Below are 17,785 nucleotides of genomic sequence, written 5' to 3'. Positions count from 1 at the left end.
CTTTTGCTTACCTGCCAGATCCTCGATGGCGCGCGTTGACCCTTCTATTAGTGACTTCCCATGAGTAACTAATTACGCGCATTGGCGCTTGGTATCTCCGTAAACGATACCTCCTAACCAAACACGCGATTGGCGCATGGGTACACAGCTCGCTAAGGTCATGATTCGTTTTTGATCCTGCCCTTAAACAGTGGCAAAAACGTCACCATCACCTTCAGCGGAACCCACATGCGATATCGACGCCTCGACCTTAATCTGTTGGTTGCGCTGGACGCCTTGTTGAGCGAATGCAGTGTCAGCCGGGCGGCCGAGCGTCTGTGCCTGGGGCAGTCAGCTGCCAGTTCGGCATTGGGCCGCTTGCGTGAACACTTCAACGACCCATTACTGGTACAAGTCGGGCGCCGCCTGGAACCCACGGCGCTGGGCCTGGAGTTGCTGCCAAAAGTGCGTGCAGCGTTGGCACTGACCCGGGAGATCGTCGACGCTCCCCTGAGTTTTGACCCGGCGAACTGTGACCGGCACATCACTCTGGTGGCCTCCGATTACGTCGCCGATGTGCTGCTCCCAGCGGTAAGCCGTGTATTAGCGCGTATCGCTCCGGGTATTCGCTTGAGCCTGCGCGACATGCCTGTTCCACGCGACGGTGATGTCGTCAGCGAAGCGCTGGATTATCGGTGCAGTGATTGCGTAATCGTGCCGCAGCGACGGTTGAATCCGGCCTATCCCCATGTGCCGCTCATGACGGACCAGCTCTGTTGTATCGTCTGCGCCCAACAGCTCCAGTTTGCCGAGCAATTGAGCCTGGCCGACTATCGCGCCGCAGCACATGTGGTGCGCGAGTTTGCCGACGGGCACAACCTGGCAATGGATGCCATGCACCTGCATGAACTCGGCATTGAGCGGCAAGTGGCGGTGACCGTTGAAAGCTTTGTGCTGATGCCGGAGTACATCGTTGGCACCGCGCGCATTGCCACGGTGTTTAAACGACAGGCGCAGCGCTTCGCTCGGCGTTATCCGTTGCGCATTCACCCGGCACCGATTGCTTTTCCCGAGGCCGTGCAAGTCTTGCAATGGCATCCCTATCAAGAACATGACCCGGCCATGCAATGGTTTCGCGGCCTGCTCCTGGAACAGGCCGCATTACTCGATCAGCCCTCTGGTTGATCGCCGCTGTCGGCGATTAATCCTGCCTTGGCGATGGCCAGCAACGCGCAGCGTTCGTCATTGTCCGAGGTATCGCCGCTGATGCCGATGGCCCCGAGAATCATGCCCTCGGCATTTCGAATCAGCACGCCGCCCGCTACCGGAATAACCTCGCCGCCGGTCAAACTGTTGATCGCGTCGAAAAACACCGGCATGGCTTGCGCGCGTCTTGCCAGTTCACGGCCTCCAAACCCCATACCCAGGCAGCCACGCGCCTTGCCGGTGGCGATTTGCGGGCGCAGGAACGTAGCGTGTTCGTCGCGCAGAACCGCCAATGGATGGCCGGCGGCATCCAGTACCGCGACGCCAAGCGGTTTGATCCCGGTTTCCCTAGCGATGTGGATGGCGTCGCTCGCTATGTTCATGGCGGTGAGCAGATCAAGTCGTTGCATGGCCTCTGTCCTCATACCGCCCATTTGCCCAATTGGGCCACGCGGTCGCGGGTGTAAAGGTCCGTCCATTTCAGCGAGTTGAAATCGGACACTTGCTTGGGGTTGTAGGGGCTGCGATCCATGCACACCGGTTGGCCGGCCTTGTACACCGCTTTGAGGCGCGAACGATCCTGGAGGATGCGAATGTCGTCCAGCGGTGAACCGTCGAGCAGCAGAAAATCCGCCTGCTTGCCCACTTGCAGCGAGCCGAGGGTTTCACCGCGCGGCATGCAGCGCGCGCCGACAGCGGTCGCGGCGTATAACGCTTCGGCCGGTGTGAATCCCAGGCGCGTGACCAACAGCTCCAGTTCGCGCGCATGCCATTCGCCATAGGGCGTCACCGCAAAACCGCTGTCACTGCCGCAGGCGAACGGAACACCCGCCGCTTTGGCGCGCTTGAGCACCGCCGAACCGACTTCCAGCGTGCGTGCACAATAACCGGCATAACCGGTGCTGATCGCCGGATCATGGGGCTGACAGAAATCCACGGTGTTCTGCGGGAACGTCATGGTCGGGGCGAGGATGCTGCCGGCCTCGAGCAACGCTTCGATGCACGCGTCGTCCATGTAAAAGGCATGGAAAACCAGATCAACACCGGCCCGCGCTGCGTACATCACGGCTTCGCGACCGTAGGCATGCGTGGCGACCTTGCAGCCCAGACGATGCGCTTCCTCGAACATTTCGAAGGTTTCGTCGGCGGTGAAGGCCGCGATGATTTCGCCATTGGGACGACGGTGCGTGCCGTCCATGGCGATCTTGATCAGGTCGACGCCGTCCTTGGCCTGCTTGCGGATCTCCGCGAGGGCGTCGCTACGGCTGGTGACCAATTGGGCGGTGAAGTATTCAGGAGCGCCTACCCGGCTCGGGAACCAGTCATTCAGACTCTGTCGATTGGTGATGACGCGGCTGCTGGCTGCGATCCTCGGGCCTTCAAATAAACCGGCGGCCACCGCATTGCGCACGGCGATGCTGAGCTGGCCGCTGTCGCCGGGGCAGACCATGCTGGTGACGCCGGCGGCCAGCACGTGTTGTGCAAAGAACATCCCGCGCAACGCGCGAAATTCGTCGCTGGTCCACAGATCAATGTCCTCTTCGCTCTGCGCGTTACCGAAGGCCAGATGCGTGTGCACATCCACCAGCCCCGGCATGACGAAATTATCCCCTGCATCCACCTGCGTATCGCCTGGATTGGGAGCCGGTGCCAACGCGGTGGGACCGACGTAACTGAGCAGGCCGTTTTCGACGATCAATGTCTGTTGTTGGCGGGTTTGCAGTCCGGTGCCGTCAAACAGGGTCTGGCATTTCAGGTGCAGGGCAGTCATGTCGTCTTCGCTATGTGATTGTTATGCAAAGAGAGGCTAGAGAGCAGGCGAGGGGACGACCAGCAGATTGCATCGATGGCTGCGTATTGATGGCATCAATAGCTGCGCCACCGCTTGAATCCGTTAATGCAAAACGCCGGACAATCGAAAGATTATCCGGCGTTTTTTTTGTGGCGTGTTTTTCAGTGGTTCAAGCGGTGCGACCGCCGAGGGTTTCAGCAACCCAGTCAGCAATGTATTGCCCGGCATTGATGCTGTTGTCGAAGCTTGAATGCTGCACACCACCTTCACGTTCGGTGAAGATTTTCAGTTCACATTTTGGACTGTTGACCAGTTGTTCGTAGGTGCGATGCGCCCATTTCAACGGAATCTGCGAATCCTGTTCACCATGGGTCACCAGGAACGGCACCTTGATCCGGTCGAGCACGCCATCGAGGTGGACGTTTTCGGCGATGGTCATGAATTCTTCGACGTCCTTGGCGCCCCACACCCAGCACACGTGCGCCCAATAGTGCGGCACCGGGAAGCTGCCTTCCTTTTCCAGTCGACGCTTTTGCACATCACGCCAGTCGTGGTTGGCGCCCCATACAACACCGCAGGCGAAGCGTGGTTCGAACGCAACCGAGCGCGGGCAGTAATAACCGCCCAACGAGACGCCTTCCAGACCGATACGTTTGGCATCGATGTCGCTTCGGGTTTCCAGCCAATCCACCAGACGACTGGCCCAGTGTTCACTGTCGAATCGTGCGGTCAGGCCATGCAGGCGCAGCGCTTCGCCGGTGCCGGGCTGGTCGATGATCAGCGAAGAGATGCCGCGTTTCGCCAGCCAGGCTGGCAGGCCCACGCGGTATTTCATTTCTTTGGTCGAATCCAGACCGTTGACCTGCACCAGTATCGGCGCCGGCCCCTCGACGCCTTCGGCGCGTACGAGCAAACCGGAAAGGTGTTTGCCTTCGTAAGGGATTTCCACCCGTTCACAGTTTTCACGCGACAGTTCGACGCCGCGCTTGAAGGTTTGCAGGAAGCGTTGATAGAGCTCGGTACGGCCCGGAGCGCCGTGGGCCTGCAGGCGCTCGCAGGTCAGATAATAGGTGGCGGCGCGGTTGTATTTTTCACCGGCGGAAAGCATCCGGCCATTGCCTTCGTCTTCTTCGGCCAGACCGCAGAGCTTGTCGGCCATTTTCGCCCAGGTTTCGCGAAAGGCACGGGTGCCGGCCGCGTCCGGCTGCTTGGCCGCCTCTTGAAGCGGGGCGCACATCTCTTCGATTTCGCCCATGCGGGCGCCCATTTCAATGGCCAGGTCGACAGAGAGATTCCAAACGTAGTTGGTCGGGAAATAGCGAAACATGATTATTGTTGTCCTTATGGTTGCCTTGGCATTCCCAAGGCACGTTAAGGATCACCCGACTAATTGGCCAATCGTGACGGCGGATACGAGGTATCGCGAGATACGATGGGCACGTGTTGCAGATGCTGGATGGATTCGCTGATGCGTTCGCGCAGCCAGCGGTGCATCGGGTCGCCGTCAACGCTGCGGTGCCACAACATGTACTCGCGCATGACCGGGATCTTCACCGGTGGCGGCAGGATGCGCAGCGGCAGATAGTGCGCGTAGAGGTTCGCCAGGCGCTGGTGCATCGTGGCGATGCGCTGCGTGCCGACAATCAGTTGCGGCAAGGTATTGAAGTCGCTGGTGATCACTTCAATGCGCCGATTGAAGCCGTATTGATTCATGAACCATTCTTCGATGCTCATGTGCCGGGTACGGCCGAAGCCCACCGAGACATGGCCCATTTCCATGTACTGCTCAAGGGTCAGGCTGTCGCCGACTTGCGTATTGCCTTGCCACACCACGCACACGTGTTCTTCCTCGAACAGCAGGCGCGAAGGGTGGCCCTCAATGATGTAGCGCTCGGGAACAATCATCAGGTCGACTTCGCCACGCACCAGCAACTCGCCGGAATTGTCGCTGGGGCCAAGCATTTCGAAGGTGATGTTGGGTGCTTCCTGATGAATGTTCTGGATCACCTGGGCGAACAGCACGCTGATCAGATAGTCCGAGGTCACCAAGCGGAAATGTCGCTTGCTGGTGGCCGGGTCGAACACCGGTTTGGCGGTGATTGAAGACTGGATCGTCAGCAGGACTTCACGCACCGGTTTGGCCAGTTCCGTGGCATAGGGCGTGGGCTGCATCTTGCGTCCGACCTGGACCAGCAACTCATCCTCAAAGTAGGTGCGCAATCGCGCGAGCACGCCGCTGGTGGCGGATTGGGTCATGTGCAGGCGTTCGGCAGCGCGGGTGATGTTCTGCTCTTCGAGCAATACATCGAGCGCGACCAGCAGGTTCAGATCCAGATGGTTGAAACGCATGGGCAGGTCCGTTTTTGTATTTATTTTCGCAATACATTCGAACGAATCCATTGGCGCGTCAACCTTCGTCGCAGGTATCGCGTTTGCCGATAGGTCGCATCCCGACTCGCGATTAGTCAGCTGTCAGCCCTTACGCCAATCTTCGCCGCAGTCGGCCCTGCAGCCGACACCACCACCGGTTTCCAGTCAGGCCCGGCGCGCTGCAAGGCGTCCATGGCGACAGTCACCGGATCATAATTTCAATGGAGTGGTAAGCCATGAACATCATTGGCCTTGATGCCCTGATTTTTGGCGTCGATGACATTCAAGCCTGCACCGATTGCCTGCGCGACTACGGCCTTGCGCCGGTCGGCGTAGACAGCGAAGGCGCGCGTTTCGAAGCGCTGGACGGTACCGCCGTAATTATCCGTCGAGCCGACGACCCTGACTTGCCGGCGGCGATCGGCCCGGCGCCGTCGATTCGCGAGACGGTCTACGGGGTCGCTGCGATCAGCGATCTGGATGCCATCGAAGATGAGCTGGCCCGTGATCGTATCGTCCGGCGTGATCAACACGGCGTGCTGCACAGCGTTGACGACATGGGTTTCGCCATCGCTTTTCAGGTCAGCGTACGCAAGCCTTACAGCGCACCGGATGACCTGACCAACGCCGCCGGCCATGCGCCACAGCGGCCGCTTAACCAGCCGGGCATTACCCTCGATATGGGCGCTGTTCCGCGCACTCTGTCGCACGTGGTGTATTTCGTGCCCGATGCGGCGAAAGCGGAAGCTTTTTACGCCGAGCGTTTGGGTTTTCGCACCACCGACACCTTCATTGGCGCCGGGCCGTTCATGCGCCCGGCCGGCTCTGACGATCACCATTGCCTGTTCATGATCCAGACCCCACCGCATATGAAAGGCTGCGAACACTTCACCTTCCACATGGGCAGTGGCACCGAAGTGCTGCTGGCCGGGACGCGTTTCGAGCAAAAAGGCTGGACCAGTTTCTGGGGGCCGGGCCGTCACCTGTTTGGCTCCAACTGGTTCTGGTACTTCAACAGTCCGCTGGGCTGCCACATCGAATACGACGCCGACATGGACAAGCACGATGACGCCTGGGAGGCCCGTCGCGCTCCGCTGTCGGCGGATAACTCGCAGTTGTTCCTGTTCAGCGCCAAAGAAAAATGGGCGCCGGGCGGTCCGCCGCCAAAACTCGGTTGAGGCCGGCGCTGATCATGAGCGCAACTGCGCAACCACTGTGTCGGCTGGACGAACTGGGGGAGGGCCGGGCGCGCGGGTTCGACCCGTTGGCGCAGGGGCGCGACAGCGTGTTTGCCCTGCGTCACGACAATCAGGTGCGGGTTTATCGCAACCGTTGTCCGCATCTGGACGTGCGCCTGGAGTATCGCAAGGACAAGTTCCTGTCCGCCAACGGCCAGTTGATCGTCTGCTACGCCCACGGTGCGCAATTTCTGCCGGCGACCGGCGAGTGCATCTACGGCCCGTGCCTGGGCCAGACGCTGGAGGCGCTGCCGACCTGCGAGAAGGACGGCTGGCTGCTGGTGCGAATGCCTGAAGGGTTGCCGCTGCCGGGATAAATCGAGGTATCGCGTACGGCGATACATCGCATCCTTACTCGCGATTAGTCAAATCCCTGCTTTGCCGGGAAGCTTCATCCAACGATGCCGTGCCCGACGCAGCATCGATCACAAGAATAAAAAGAGAGAACACCATGAGTGCAGTGAACAACGTTCTGATCGTGGGCGGTGGTATCGGCGGCTTGTGTACGGCCATCGCCTTGCGGCGTAAAGGTATCGAGGTCGACCTGATCGAGCTCAAGTCCGAATGGACAGTCTACGGCGTCGGGATTATTCAGCAGAGCAACGTCGTCCGTGAAATGGCCAAGCTGGGCGTTCTCGACGGTTATCTCGATGCCGCTTATGCCTTCGAAGACGTCGCCATCTACGGCCCCGGCGGACAACAACTGGCGCGCATTCCGGGTCAGCGACTGGCCGGTCCGCAGTACCCCGCCAACGTCGGGATTTCCCGTTTGGCTTTGCACAAAGTCCTCAGCGAAACCGCGCTGCAGCTCGGTGCCAACGTCCGTTTGGGCTTGAGTGTGGAAACGCTGGACGACAACGGCGCAGAAGTCGACGTGTTGTTTACCGACGGCAATCGCGGCCACTACGACCTAGTGGTCGGTGCCGACGGACTGTTCTCGAAAGTGCGCAGCCTGGTCTTCGGCGATGCCTACACCCCGAGTTTCACTGGTCAGTCGGTGTGGCGCTACAACTTTCCCCGCGCGCCACAAATCGATCATCTGGCCAACTACCAAAGCGCTGACGGCAACGCCGGGCTGGTGCCGCTGGCCGGCGACTTGATGTACCTGTTTCTGACGTCTCACGAACCGTCCAATCCGTGGATGGATCCTGCCGATCTGGCGGCGCAGATGCGCCAGCGCCTGCAAGGTTTTACCGGGCTGATCGGCGAGCTGCGTGAGCAAATCACCGACAACAGCCAGGTCGTCTACAAGCCGATGGAAGTGGTGTTCGTCGATGAGCCGTGGCATCGCGGACGCGTCCTGCTGATTGGCGATGCGGCCCACGCCACCACGCCGCACCTCGGTCAAGGCGCCGGCATGGCCATCGAAGACGCGATTGTGCTCAGCGAAGAACTGACTCGCGAGCAGTCCGCCGCCAGCAGCGTCGAGCAGCAGCTGCAGCGCTTTATGGCGCGGCGCTTCGAACGTTGCAAATACATCAGCGAAAGCTCGGTGCTGGCCGGCGACAAGGAAATGCAACACGACCGCGCCTTCGATCGCATTGGCCTGGTCAAGCAAATGCTCGCGCGCACTGCCGAGCCAATCTAAGCCCCACCTGCGACTCATCCACAGCAGTTACCACTATAAAAACAAGAGGTTAACGCGATGGTTAGTTCTACGACTGCGGCGCTCGCGCGTCGCCCGGTCTGCTCGTCTGCACCCTTTGGTTTGAGCGTTGCTGCGCTGCTGGTGCTGTGCAGCCAGGCCGCTCAGGCTTTCGACATCGATACCGGCAACCCGGACTTCAAGCTGCGCTGGGACAACACGATCAAGTACAGCGCTGCCTGGCGCACGCAGAATCCGAGCAGCAAATTGACCGAGGGGCAGGTAGCGCTCAATCAGGACGATGGCGATCGTGCGTTCAAAAAAGGCCTGATCTCCAATCGCACCGACATCCTCTCGGAGCTGGATCTGTCTTTTCAGGATTTCGGCGCACGTTTGAGCGGTGCAGCGTGGTACGACAGCGAGTACCAGGGCAACAACGACAATAACGATCCGTCCCGCGCCAACGCACGTTCGGTGGGCTACGACGAGTTCACCGACGACACCCGTCATTTGCACGGTGGTGACGGCGAAATCCTCGACGCGTTCGTCTACTGGAACGGTGAACTGGCCGACCGCGCAACGTCGGTGCGCGCCGGCCGTCATGGCCTGATCTGGGGTGAAAGCCTGTTCTTCGGCGCCAACGGCATTGCCGGTGGCATGGCCCCGGTGGACGTGGTCAAGGCGCAGTCGGTGCCTAACACGCAGTTCAAGGAAATCACCCGTCCGGTCAATCAACTGTCGGGCACCTTCCAACTGACCGATGACGTGTCCCTCGGTGCGTTTTACCAACTGGAGTGGGAAGAAACACGCTTGCCTGGCGCAGGCAGCTACTTTTCTACCAGCGACACCATCGGTGAAGGCAATGAACGCCTGATTGTCGGCGCGCCGTTTCCAGCGTTTCTGGGTGGCAACGCCGGCAGTCCGGCGGCGTTTTTCCATGGCAAAGACAAAGATGCCAGAGATTCGGGGCAGGGTGGCCTGCAACTGAAATACAGCGCCGAGACCGTGGAGTACGGTCTCTATGCCATTCAGTACCACGACAAGACCCCCAAGCTGTACCTCAGGCCTTCCACTGGCGCGCCGAACTTCAGCACGGGCCAAATCGGTGATTACTACTGGGTTTACCCGGAAGACATTCGCGCGCTGGGCGCCAGTTTCTCCACCACGGTCGATGCCTACAGCTTTGCCGGTGAAGCCTCGATGCGCTGGAACATGCCGCTGGTGTCCAACGGCGTCACAGTGCTACCGGGGGTTGCTGCCGACAACGATGACGATGCGCTTTATGCCGTAGGGCGCACCGCGCACATCAACCTCAACGTGATCGCTTCGTTCGGGCCGAACTTCATTGCCAAGGAGTCCGGATTCGTCGGTGAGGTCGCCTGGAACCGTCTGCTCAGCGTCACGAAAAACCGTGCCGCACTAGACCCCAACGCCACCGATGACGGTCTCGGCTTCAAGATGGTTTACACCCCGACTTATCGGCAGTTTTTCCCCGGCGTGGATATCAGCATTCCGGTTGGCCTGAGCTATTTCCCGCTGGGCAAGTCGGCGGTTGTCAGTTCGTTCGGCGCGGATAACGGCGGTGACATGAATATCGGTATTACCGCGACCTACCTCGACCGTGTGACGGCCGGCCTGACGTACACGCATTACTACGGCCCCGAGAACACCAACCTCAACGCGACCAGCCAATTCAATTTCCAGCAATCGCTGAAAGACCGGGATTACCTGGCTTTCTCCGTCAAGACCACGTTTTAAGAGGACTTGCGCATGACCTATAACAACAAAAATGCCGCGTTCACACTCAAAGCCTTGTGCTTCGCGTTGCTCGCAAGCCTGGCGGTATTGAGTCAGGGTGCCGCAGCAGCGACGGCTGACGAAGCGGCGAAATTGAACAAGTCGCTGACGCCGTTCGGTGCCGAGCGCGCCGGCAATGCCGACGGCTCGATTCCAGCCTGGGATGGCGGCTACACCAAGGTCGATCCGGCCTTCAAGGAGGGCGGCAAACGTAACGATCCGTTTGCGGCCGACAAGCCGCTGTTCAGCATCACCTCGAAAAACCTGGCGCAATACGCCGGCAAGCTCAGCGATGGCACCAAGGAAATGTTCAAGCGTTTTCCCGACACCTATCGCATCGACGTCTATCCGACCCGTCGCACGGCCGCCGCACCGCAATGGGTGTATGACAACACCCTGAAAAATGCTACCCGCGCCAAGCTGGTCGACAGCAGCGCCGGACCGGTGCCCGAAGGTGCGTTTGGCGGTATTCCATTCCCGATTCCGCATAACGGCGCCGAAGCCATGTGGAACCACATCCTCAACTGGCGCGGCACGTCACTGGCCATGCACTTTCGCCATTACCTGATGACTGCAGACGGCAAACAGGTGATGACCACCGACGGCCAAGCGATTCAGGACATGCCGTATTACTACCAGGACGGCACGCCGGAAAGCTTCGCCGGTGATTACTGGCTGTTCCGCCTGCTTAACGTCGGCCCGCCGTTGCGTGCCGGTGAGCAAATCATGGGGCGCACCAATATCAACGGCGACAAGTCCCAGGCTCACGTCTATCTGACCGGCCAGCGCCGCGTGCGCAAGTTGCCGAATGCCTGCTGCGACACGCCGACGCCGGCCACCGCCGGGGTGATGTCGTTCGATGAGTTGAGCGTGTTCCAGGGGCGCATCGATCGCTTCGACTGGAAACTGGTCGGCAAGCAGGAAATGTATATCCCTTACAACACCAACAAAGTCCTGACCGCCGGCAAGCCGGAAGATTTGTTCCTGGCCCATCACATGAATCCCGATTACGTGCGCTGGGAGTTGCATCGCGTGTGGGTGGTAGACGCCGAACTCGCGCCGGGCAAGCGTCACCAGTTGCCGAAGGGCCGCTACTACCTCGACGAAGATACTTGGCAAGCCATGCTCGGCGATCGCTGGGACGCCAACGGCCAACTCGCCAAAACCTTGTGGTCGCTGCCAGCAGTGCTGCCGGATCTGCCAGCGCAAGCGCAGCTGTCTTCGGGTTTCTACGACCTGACCTCCGGCGCCTGGTTTATCCAGAACGTCTACACCGGTCTGCCTGAGCAATACGGCGTGGTCGATCGCTACAAGGCATCGGAATTCTCGCCGGCGGCGATGGCGGGTGCCGGGGTTCGTTGAATCGGGCCGGATCGCGACACGCTGTGGCGATCCGGTTTCACAGGTGGTTTCGAGGTCGGTATGAACAGAATCTGTCAGGTGCTCGGGCGGTTGTTAGCGCTGCTGGCGCTGCCTTGCGTATTACCCGTAAGCCAGGCTCAGGCTGCTGTTGTCGGTGATGTATTGCACACCCCGGCAATGCGCGCGCCACAGGCCCGCCAAGCGGTCTTGCTTGATCTGGCGCGGGCAGGTGCGCGGTTGGTGGCGGTCGGCGAACGCGGCATCGTCTTGCTCTCCGATGACAACGGCATCAATTGGCGGCAGGCGCAGGTGCCGGTATCCGTCAGCCTTACGGCGGTGCAATTTGTCGATGCCAACACGGGTTGGGCGGTCGGCCATGCCGGTGCGGTGCTGGTCTCCCACGACGGTGGGGAAAACTGGGCGTTGCAGCTGGACGGCAACCGCGCTGCGCAACTGGAGTTGGACGCCGCACGCGAACAACTGCCGACAGCCACTGACCCCGACGCAGCGACGGCACGCGTGCAAACCGCCGAACGGATGGTCAGCGAAGGCGCGGACAAACCGTTTCTGAGCCTCAAGTTCACCGATGCGCGTCACGGCCTGATCGTCGGCGCCTACGGCCTCGCGTTTACCACCGAGGACGGCGGCGTGAGCTGGCAGTCGCTGATGGGCCATATCGACAATCCGATGGGGGCGCATCTGTATGCCATCGCGCAACAAGGCGAGCGTTGGTTCATCGCTGGCGAGCAAGGCTATGTGGCGCGTTCCGAGGACGGCGGACGATCCTTCGTCGCGCTCGACAGCCCGTACAGCGGCAGCTTTTTCGCCCTGCAAGTACGCGATGACGGCACGCTGCTGGCGGCTGGGTTGAAAGGCAACGCGTTCATTTCCACCGACGGCGGCAACAGCTTCGTGGCCGCGCCCGTACCGATGCCGGTGTCCTTCAGTGATGCGATCCGCAGCGCTGACGGCCAGTTGTTGTTGGTCAATCAGGCGGGCGCAATGTTTCGCACCTCGGGTGATGTACCCACCCTACAGCCTTTCGGCAAACCGCTGGGCAAACCGATCGCCAGCGTCGTGCAGGCCGCCGATGGCAGCCTGGTGCTGGCCGGTTTTACCGGGTTGACGCGCCTGGCGTCGCCCACCGCTACAGCTTCGGAGTGAGGTTATGAAACCATTCGACAACGCCACGGCCAGCCTGGCGAGTTTCGACCCGCGCTCCGGCTCGGTTGTGGAACGCACTTTGTTCAATCACCGGTTGTGGGTGTTGCTGGTGTGCCTGGTGACCACGCTCTTCCTGGGCTATCAGGCCACGCGCGTCGAGCTGAACGCCAGTTTCGAAAAGATGATTCCCACGCAACAGCCTTACATCGCCAATTATCTGCAACATCAAAAGCAGCTCAGCGGTCTGGGCAACTCCTTGCGCATCGTCGTCGCCAATCGCCAGGGTGATATCTACGACGCTGATTATCTGAAAACCTTGCAGGCCTTGAGCGACAAGCTTTACCTGCTGCCCGGCGTCGATCGTGCCTACATGAAGTCGCTGTGGACGCCGGCAACACGCTGGGTTGCAGTGACTGAAGACGGACTGGATGGCGGCCCGGTGATCCCGGACGATTATGCCGGCACACCGGCCAGTCTCGAGGACTTGCGCCGCAACGTGCAGCGTTCCAACGAACTCGGCCAACTGGTAGCGTTCGATCAAACCTCGAGCATCATTTACGTGCCGTTGCTGGCGACGACTGCTGACGGCCAGGCGCTGAATTACTCGGTGCTGTCGGAGCAACTGGAGGCGTTGCGCAGCGAGTACCAGAACGACAGGATCGACATTCACATCACCGGTTTCGCGAAAAAGGTCGGCGACCTGATTGCCGGGCTCAAGCAGATCCTGCTGTTCTTCGCTGTGGCGATCCTGATCACCACCGCCGTGCTGTTCTGGTACACACGCTGCCTGCGCAGTACGTTGCTGGTGGTGTTCTGCTCGCTGGTGGCGGTGGTCTGGCAACTGGGTCTGTTGCCGTTGCTCGACTATCAGCTGGATCCGTATTCGGTGCTGGTGCCGTTTCTGGTGTTCGCCATCGGCATGAGCCACGGTGCGCAGAAGATGAACGGCATCATGCAGGACATCGGTCGCGGCATGCACCGGGTGGTGGCGGCGCGATTTACCTTCCGCCGACTGTTCCTGGCCGGGCTGACGGCATTGCTCTGCGACGCTGTGGGTTTCGCCGTGCTGATGCTGATCAAGATCCAGGTGATTCAGGATCTGGCGGTGATCGCCAGTATCGGTGTGGCGGTGCTGATTTTCACCAACCTGATTCTGCTGCCGGTGTTGCTGTCCTATGTCGGCGTAACGCCGCGTGCGGCGCAACTTAGCCTGAAGAGCGAGCAGAACGACCAGACCGGCGCGCGGCGTCATGGCTTCTGGCGTTTTCTCGATCTGTTTACCCGACGTCGCTGGGCCAGCCTGTGCATTGCCATCAGCCTGGCGTTGGCGGCATTGGGTTTTGTCGTCAGCCTGCAATTGAAAATCGGTGATCTGGATGCCGGCGCACCGGAGCTGCGGGCCGACTCACGCTACAACCAGGACGATGCGTTTCTGACCCGGCATTACGGCGCCAGCAGTGACTTGTTCGCCGTGATGGTGAAGACCCCGGCCGGGCAATGTGCGCGTTACGACATCCTTGCCAAAGTCGATGCGCTGGACTGGCAACTGCGTGCATTGCCGGGGGTGGATTCGACCAACTCGCTGGCCTTGCTCAACCGGCGCATGCTGGTTGGCCTCAGCGAAGGCAGCGCCAAGTGGTACGAGCTGCAGAACAATCAGGCGATGCTCAACATGATCACCGCCAGTGCGCCACGCGGCTTGTACAACGAGGATTGCAGCCTGCTCACGCTGTACGCCTACCTCACCGACCACAAGGCTGAAACGCTGACGCGGCTGGTCGAACACGTCGAGCAATTCGCCGCTGCCAATAACGACAAGGATGTGCAGTTCCTGCTGGCAGCGGGCAATGCCGGCATCGAGGCAGCGACCAATATCGTGGTCAAGCAGGCCAATCGCGAGATGCTGTTCTGGGTCTACGGGGCGGTGATCGTCCTGTGCCTGATCACCTTCCGCTCGTGGCGCGCCACGCTGTGCGCGGTGATTCCGCTGATGGTCACCTCAATCCTTTGTGAAGCATTGATGGTCTGGCTGAACATCGGCGTGAAGGTCGCGACGTTGCCGGTGATCGCGTTGGGTGTCGGCATTGGCGTCGACTATGCGTTGTATGTGATGAGCATCCTGCTCGGTCATCTGCGCCAGGGCGCGAGCCTGTCAGAAGCCTATTACCGCGCATTGGTGTCCACCGGCAAAGTGGTGATGCTCACCGGCATCACGCTCGCCATTGGCGTGGCCACGTGGATCTTCTCGCCGATCAAATTCCAGGCTGACATGGGCGTGCTGCTGGCGTTCATGTTCGTCTGGAACATGGTCGGCGCGCTGTTGCTGTTGCCAGCGCTGGCCTACTTTCTGCTGCCTGCACGGCACACGAACACCGACGCAGAAACGCCGGAGGAGGCCATCAATCTGGCCGTTCCGTCGCGAGCCGTGGCGGTAGATGTTGTTCAATCGCGTCATCGGGAGACCTGTCATGGCCGTTGAGTCTTCATTTGAAAACAGCGGCCGTCACGCGGGTGTGACGCAATCGTTGCTGTTGCTACTCGGCAGCTGTCTGCCAGTGCTCGGCGCGGTATTGCTCGCGCCGGTATTGCCGCGCATGCAGGCCCATTTTGCCGAGGTCGCGGGCAGCGCGGTGCTGGTGCCGATCGTATTGACCTTGCCGGCATTGATGATTGCACTTCTGGCGCCGTTTGCCGGGGTCATCGCTGATCGGCTCGGACGCAAACCTTTGTTGTTGGCGAGCATGGCCCTGTACACGCTCTGCGGTGTGTTGCCGCTGTGGCTGGATTCGCTGGCGGCGATTGTTGCCAGCCGCGCCGGGATCGGTCTGGCGGAGGCGGGGATCATGACCTGCTGCACGACGCTGATGGGCGACTACTACAGTGGCGCCCGACGCGAGCGCTTGTTCGCCTTGCAAATGGTCGCGACGTCGCTGTCCGCTGCGGTGTTTATCGCGCTGGGCGGTTTTCTCGGCCAGGACGACTGGCGCACGCCGTTTGCGTTGTACGCGGTCGGGCTGATTTTCCTGCCGCTGATGGCGTGGAAACTCTGGGAACCGCAACCCCGCGTGCAACCGGCAGCAACGCTGCCGACACCAGTCCCGCGTCTGTTTCCGTGGCGCGCACTGACGCCCCTGTATGCGTTGTCGCTGCTCGCGGGCCTGAGCCTGTTCATCGTGCCGGTGCAGGCCGGCTACTTGCTCAACCTGTTGCACGTGGATGCGCCGCAGCAGATCGGCATGACCATGGGCGCCAATCAACTCGGTGTGCTCGCTGGGGCCTTGAGTTTTCGTTTATTGAGCGGTCTGCGCAGCCAGCATGTGTTGCTGATTGCCTATGGCCTGGCCGGCATTGGCGGCTTGTTGATGGCCGCCGCCGGCAGTCACGCGCAAGTGGTGGTCGCGGTCTTGGTCAACGGTCTGGGCATCGGCCTGATGTTGCCGACGTTGATCACCTGGATCATGGCGCAAGTCGGGTTTGCTCAGCGTGGGCGAGCGGCGGGGTGCTTCACCGCCGCGATTTTCGCAGGCGAGTTCATCAGTCCGCTGGTGGTGCTCGCCATCACTTTCGGGGCTTCCACGGCGTTGCCGCGAGCGTTGGCCATGATCGGTTGGCTGCAACTGGTCGTGGCGCTGTTTTGTCTGTCCGTGCCGAGGCTCGGTGGTCTATTGATCCGCAAGAATGTTGGCGGGCACGACTCCATCAGCAACGGCCATTGAACGAGGATTTTCCATGCAAGCGCTTCCCCCATTCAAACGCGTGGTCACCGGGCATGATGCCCAAGGCCGCGCGGTCGTCGCCAGTCACGCAGCAACGGCCAACGTTTTCGCGCTGCAATCGGTGCCGGGCACGGTGTTTCATGAAATATGGAACAGCAGCGGCAGTCCGGCCCTGCTCGACAATGCCGATGATCCAACCAGCAAACCTTTACAGCTGAGCCCCGGCCCGCAGGGCAGTGTGATTCGCGTCGTCGACATTCCACCAGACAGCGTGCAGAACCAGGTCAGCGCTGCCGATGCAGCGGCCGCATTCGCCGAGATTGGCCAGGCGCATGCCGGCACCGGCCAAGCGAACTCGCGGCACAAACTGATGCACCGCACCGAAACCCTCGATTACGGCATCGTCACCGAAGGCGAAGTCTGGCTGGTGCTCGACGATGAAGAGGTCCACCTCAAACGCGGCGACGTGGTGGTTCAGCGCGGCACCCATCACGCGTGGAGCAATCGCACCGAGGCCATGGCGCGCATGGTGTTTATTCTGCTGGACGGGCGTTTCGCCGCTGAACTGCAAGACTGCCCGGGAGAAACGGCATGAAGCTCGCAACCTTGAAAAACAGCAGCCGTGACGGCCAATTGGTGGTGGTTTCGCGCGACATGGCCCGTGCGCTGGACGCCCGTTTGGTAGCGCCGACCTTGCAGCAAGCAATCGAAAACTGGGCTAATGCCGAGCCGCGTTTACAAGCCCTGGCGCGTGAACTTGAAAACCACGATTGCCGCGAGGCCTTTGCCTTCGACCCGGCGCAGGCGATGGCACCGTTGCCGCGTGCTTACCAATGGTGCGATGGCTCGGCGTTTCTCAGCCACGGCGCGCTGATGCAGAAGGCGTTCAACCTCGACCCGATTGAAGCCGCTGACCGTACGCCGTTGATGTATCAGGGCGCCGGTGATGACTTCATCGGCGCACACGATGACATCGAACTGCCGAGCGAAAGCCAGGGCATCGATTTCGAAGGCGAATTTGTCGTGCTGGTCGATGATGTGCCGATGGGCTGTTCGGCGGAAAACGCGTTGCAACACATCAAACTGATCCTGCAGATCAATGATGTCAGCCTGCGTGCGCTGGCACCGCGTGAAATGCGCACCGGTTTTGGATTTCTGCAAGCCAAGCCGTCCTCCAGTTTTGCCCCGCTGGCGATTACCCCGGATGAACTCGGCGAAGCCTGGCGAGACGGTCGCGTCAATTTGCCCCTGCAAGTGCAGTGGAACGGCGAGTGGTTCGGCCAACCGCACGGCGCGCAGATGAACTTTCATTTTGGCCAACTGATCGCCCACGCGGCCCTGACCCGACGCTTGCGCGCCGGCACGCTGATCGGTTCCGGCACGGTGTCGAACGCCGAGCGCAACGTCGGCTCGGCGTGCATCGCCGAACGCCGGGCCATTGAGATGATCGAGCAGGGCGCGCCGGTGACAGGATTTATGCGTTTCGGTGATCGCGTGCGCATGGACGTCACCGGCAGCGATGGCCGGTCACTGTTTGGTGCGATCGATCAGCGTGTCGTCAAAGCCAACGGCTAAG

15 protein-coding genes are annotated in these 17,785 nt (G+C 60.7%); 11 read left to right on the top strand and 4 right to left on the bottom strand.

Going from position 1 to position 17,785, the window contains the following annotated elements; translation table 11 throughout:
• The first annotated feature begins 228 nt into the window (after positions 1-228).
• Positions 229-1,164, top strand: coding sequence for a LysR family transcriptional regulator (locus tag VY732_RS14765; protein WP_331695826.1), 936 nt, complete (start codon positions 229-231; stop codon positions 1,162-1,164).
• Here the strand turns inward: VY732_RS14765 and VY732_RS14760 are convergent.
• The 4 genes from VY732_RS14760 to VY732_RS14745 form a co-directional block, all read right to left on the bottom strand.
• Entirely contained in the window at positions 1,149-1,595 is a 447-nt protein-coding gene (locus tag VY732_RS14760; protein ID WP_331695825.1) for a GlcG/HbpS family heme-binding protein, read from the bottom strand. The genes VY732_RS14765 and VY732_RS14760 overlap by 16 nt on opposite strands.
• Positions 1,596-1,606: 11 nt before the next feature.
• Entirely contained in the window at positions 1,607-2,956 is a 1,350-nt protein-coding gene (locus VY732_RS14755) for a metal-dependent hydrolase family protein (protein WP_331695824.1), read from the bottom strand.
• Positions 2,957-3,146: 190 nt separating this feature from the next.
• A complete protein-coding gene (locus VY732_RS14750; protein ID WP_331695823.1) occupies positions 3,147-4,304 on the bottom strand; it encodes an alpha/beta hydrolase family protein in 1,158 nt (385 codons plus the stop codon).
• 59 nt (positions 4,305-4,363) lie between these two features.
• Positions 4,364-5,326, bottom strand: a complete 963-nt coding sequence (locus tag VY732_RS14745; RefSeq protein WP_122591109.1) for a LysR family transcriptional regulator — start codon at positions 5,324-5,326, stop codon at positions 4,364-4,366.
• A gap of 257 nt (positions 5,327-5,583) precedes the next feature.
• Between VY732_RS14745 and VY732_RS14740 the strand changes: the two genes are divergently transcribed.
• The 10 genes from VY732_RS14740 to VY732_RS14695 all read left to right on the top strand — a co-directional run bounded on the left by VY732_RS14740 (position 5,584) and on the right by VY732_RS14695 (position 17,784).
• On the top strand, positions 5,584-6,525 hold the full coding sequence (locus VY732_RS14740; RefSeq protein WP_331695822.1) for a VOC family protein: 942 nt from the start codon (positions 5,584-5,586) through the stop codon (positions 6,523-6,525).
• A gap of 14 nt (positions 6,526-6,539) precedes the next feature.
• Positions 6,540-6,902, top strand: coding sequence for a Rieske (2Fe-2S) protein (locus VY732_RS14735; protein ID WP_331695821.1), 363 nt, complete (start codon positions 6,540-6,542; stop codon positions 6,900-6,902).
• Positions 6,903-7,036: 134 nt separating this feature from the next.
• Positions 7,037-8,173, top strand: coding sequence for an FAD-dependent oxidoreductase (locus tag VY732_RS14730; RefSeq protein ID WP_331695820.1), 1,137 nt, complete (start codon positions 7,037-7,039; stop codon positions 8,171-8,173).
• A 57-nt stretch (positions 8,174-8,230) separates the two neighbouring features.
• Positions 8,231-9,928 carry a DUF1302 domain-containing protein gene (locus VY732_RS14725; RefSeq protein WP_331695819.1) on the top strand — a complete coding sequence of 566 codons (1,698 nt, stop codon included), beginning with the start codon at positions 8,231-8,233 and terminating at the stop codon, positions 9,926-9,928.
• Between the two features lie 12 nt (positions 9,929-9,940).
• The gene (locus VY732_RS14720) at positions 9,941-11,329 is read left to right on the top strand and encodes a DUF1329 domain-containing protein (RefSeq protein ID WP_331695818.1); all 1,389 of its coding nucleotides are present in this window, start codon (positions 9,941-9,943) and stop codon (positions 11,327-11,329) included.
• A 60-nt stretch (positions 11,330-11,389) separates the two neighbouring features.
• Complete coding sequence (locus VY732_RS14715) at positions 11,390-12,493, top strand: WD40/YVTN/BNR-like repeat-containing protein (RefSeq protein WP_331695817.1); 1,104 nt, start codon at positions 11,390-11,392, stop codon at positions 12,491-12,493.
• A 4-nt stretch (positions 12,494-12,497) separates the two neighbouring features.
• A complete protein-coding gene (locus tag VY732_RS14710) occupies positions 12,498-14,972 on the top strand; it encodes an efflux RND transporter permease subunit (protein ID WP_331695816.1) in 2,475 nt (824 codons plus the stop codon).
• Complete coding sequence (locus VY732_RS14705) at positions 14,962-16,209, top strand: MFS transporter (RefSeq protein ID WP_331695815.1); 1,248 nt, start codon at positions 14,962-14,964, stop codon at positions 16,207-16,209. The genes VY732_RS14710 and VY732_RS14705 overlap by 11 nt, the downstream gene beginning before the upstream one ends.
• Before the next feature lie 13 nt (positions 16,210-16,222).
• Positions 16,223-16,804 (top strand): cupin domain-containing protein, encoded by a 582-nt coding sequence (locus VY732_RS14700; RefSeq protein ID WP_331695814.1) that lies wholly within the window; start codon positions 16,223-16,225, stop codon positions 16,802-16,804.
• Positions 16,801-17,784 (top strand): fumarylacetoacetate hydrolase family protein, encoded by a 984-nt coding sequence (locus VY732_RS14695; protein WP_331695813.1) that lies wholly within the window; start codon positions 16,801-16,803, stop codon positions 17,782-17,784. The genes VY732_RS14700 and VY732_RS14695 overlap by 4 nt, the downstream gene beginning before the upstream one ends.
• Position 17,785: the final 1 nt, after the last annotated feature.

Origin of the sequence: Pseudomonas sp. ZY71 (assembly GCF_036542145.1) — a bacterium.
GTDB classification, from domain to species: domain Bacteria; phylum Pseudomonadota; class Gammaproteobacteria; order Pseudomonadales; family Pseudomonadaceae; genus Aquipseudomonas; species Aquipseudomonas koreensis_A.
Note: the sequence above shows the minus strand (reverse complement) of the source record. Positions and strands in the feature narration are given on the sequence as shown.

What these genes read in the sequence shown, in the direction of transcription:
- VY732_RS14740 (WP_331695822.1), top strand. Translation starts at nt 5,584, where the DNA reads ATGAACATCATTGGCCTTGATGCCCTGATTTTTGGCGTCGATGACATT.
- VY732_RS14715 (WP_331695817.1), top strand. Translation starts at nt 11,390, where the DNA reads ATGAACAGAATCTGTCAGGTGCTCGGGCGGTTGTTAGCGCTGCTGGCG.
- VY732_RS14695 (WP_331695813.1), top strand. Translation starts at nt 16,801, where the DNA reads ATGAAGCTCGCAACCTTGAAAAACAGCAGCCGTGACGGCCAATTGGTG.
- VY732_RS14750 (WP_331695823.1), bottom strand. Translation starts at nt 4,304, where the DNA reads ATGTTTCGCTATTTCCCGACCAACTACGTTTGGAATCTCTCTGTCGAC.
- VY732_RS14705 (WP_331695815.1), top strand. Translation starts at nt 14,962, where the DNA reads ATGGCCGTTGAGTCTTCATTTGAAAACAGCGGCCGTCACGCGGGTGTG.
- VY732_RS14760 (WP_331695825.1), bottom strand. Translation starts at nt 1,595, where the DNA reads ATGCAACGACTTGATCTGCTCACCGCCATGAACATAGCGAGCGACGCC.
- VY732_RS14725 (WP_331695819.1), top strand. Translation starts at nt 8,231, where the DNA reads ATGGTTAGTTCTACGACTGCGGCGCTCGCGCGTCGCCCGGTCTGCTCG.
- VY732_RS14710 (WP_331695816.1), top strand. Translation starts at nt 12,498, where the DNA reads ATGAAACCATTCGACAACGCCACGGCCAGCCTGGCGAGTTTCGACCCG.
- VY732_RS14730 (WP_331695820.1), top strand. Translation starts at nt 7,037, where the DNA reads ATGAGTGCAGTGAACAACGTTCTGATCGTGGGCGGTGGTATCGGCGGC.
- VY732_RS14765 (WP_331695826.1), top strand. Translation starts at nt 229, where the DNA reads ATGCGATATCGACGCCTCGACCTTAATCTGTTGGTTGCGCTGGACGCC.
- VY732_RS14755 (WP_331695824.1), bottom strand. Translation starts at nt 2,956, where the DNA reads ATGACTGCCCTGCACCTGAAATGCCAGACCCTGTTTGACGGCACCGGA.
- VY732_RS14745 (WP_122591109.1), bottom strand. Translation starts at nt 5,326, where the DNA reads ATGCGTTTCAACCATCTGGATCTGAACCTGCTGGTCGCGCTCGATGTA.
- VY732_RS14700 (WP_331695814.1), top strand. Translation starts at nt 16,223, where the DNA reads ATGCAAGCGCTTCCCCCATTCAAACGCGTGGTCACCGGGCATGATGCC.
- VY732_RS14720 (WP_331695818.1), top strand. Translation starts at nt 9,941, where the DNA reads ATGACCTATAACAACAAAAATGCCGCGTTCACACTCAAAGCCTTGTGC.
- VY732_RS14735 (WP_331695821.1), top strand. Translation starts at nt 6,540, where the DNA reads ATGAGCGCAACTGCGCAACCACTGTGTCGGCTGGACGAACTGGGGGAG.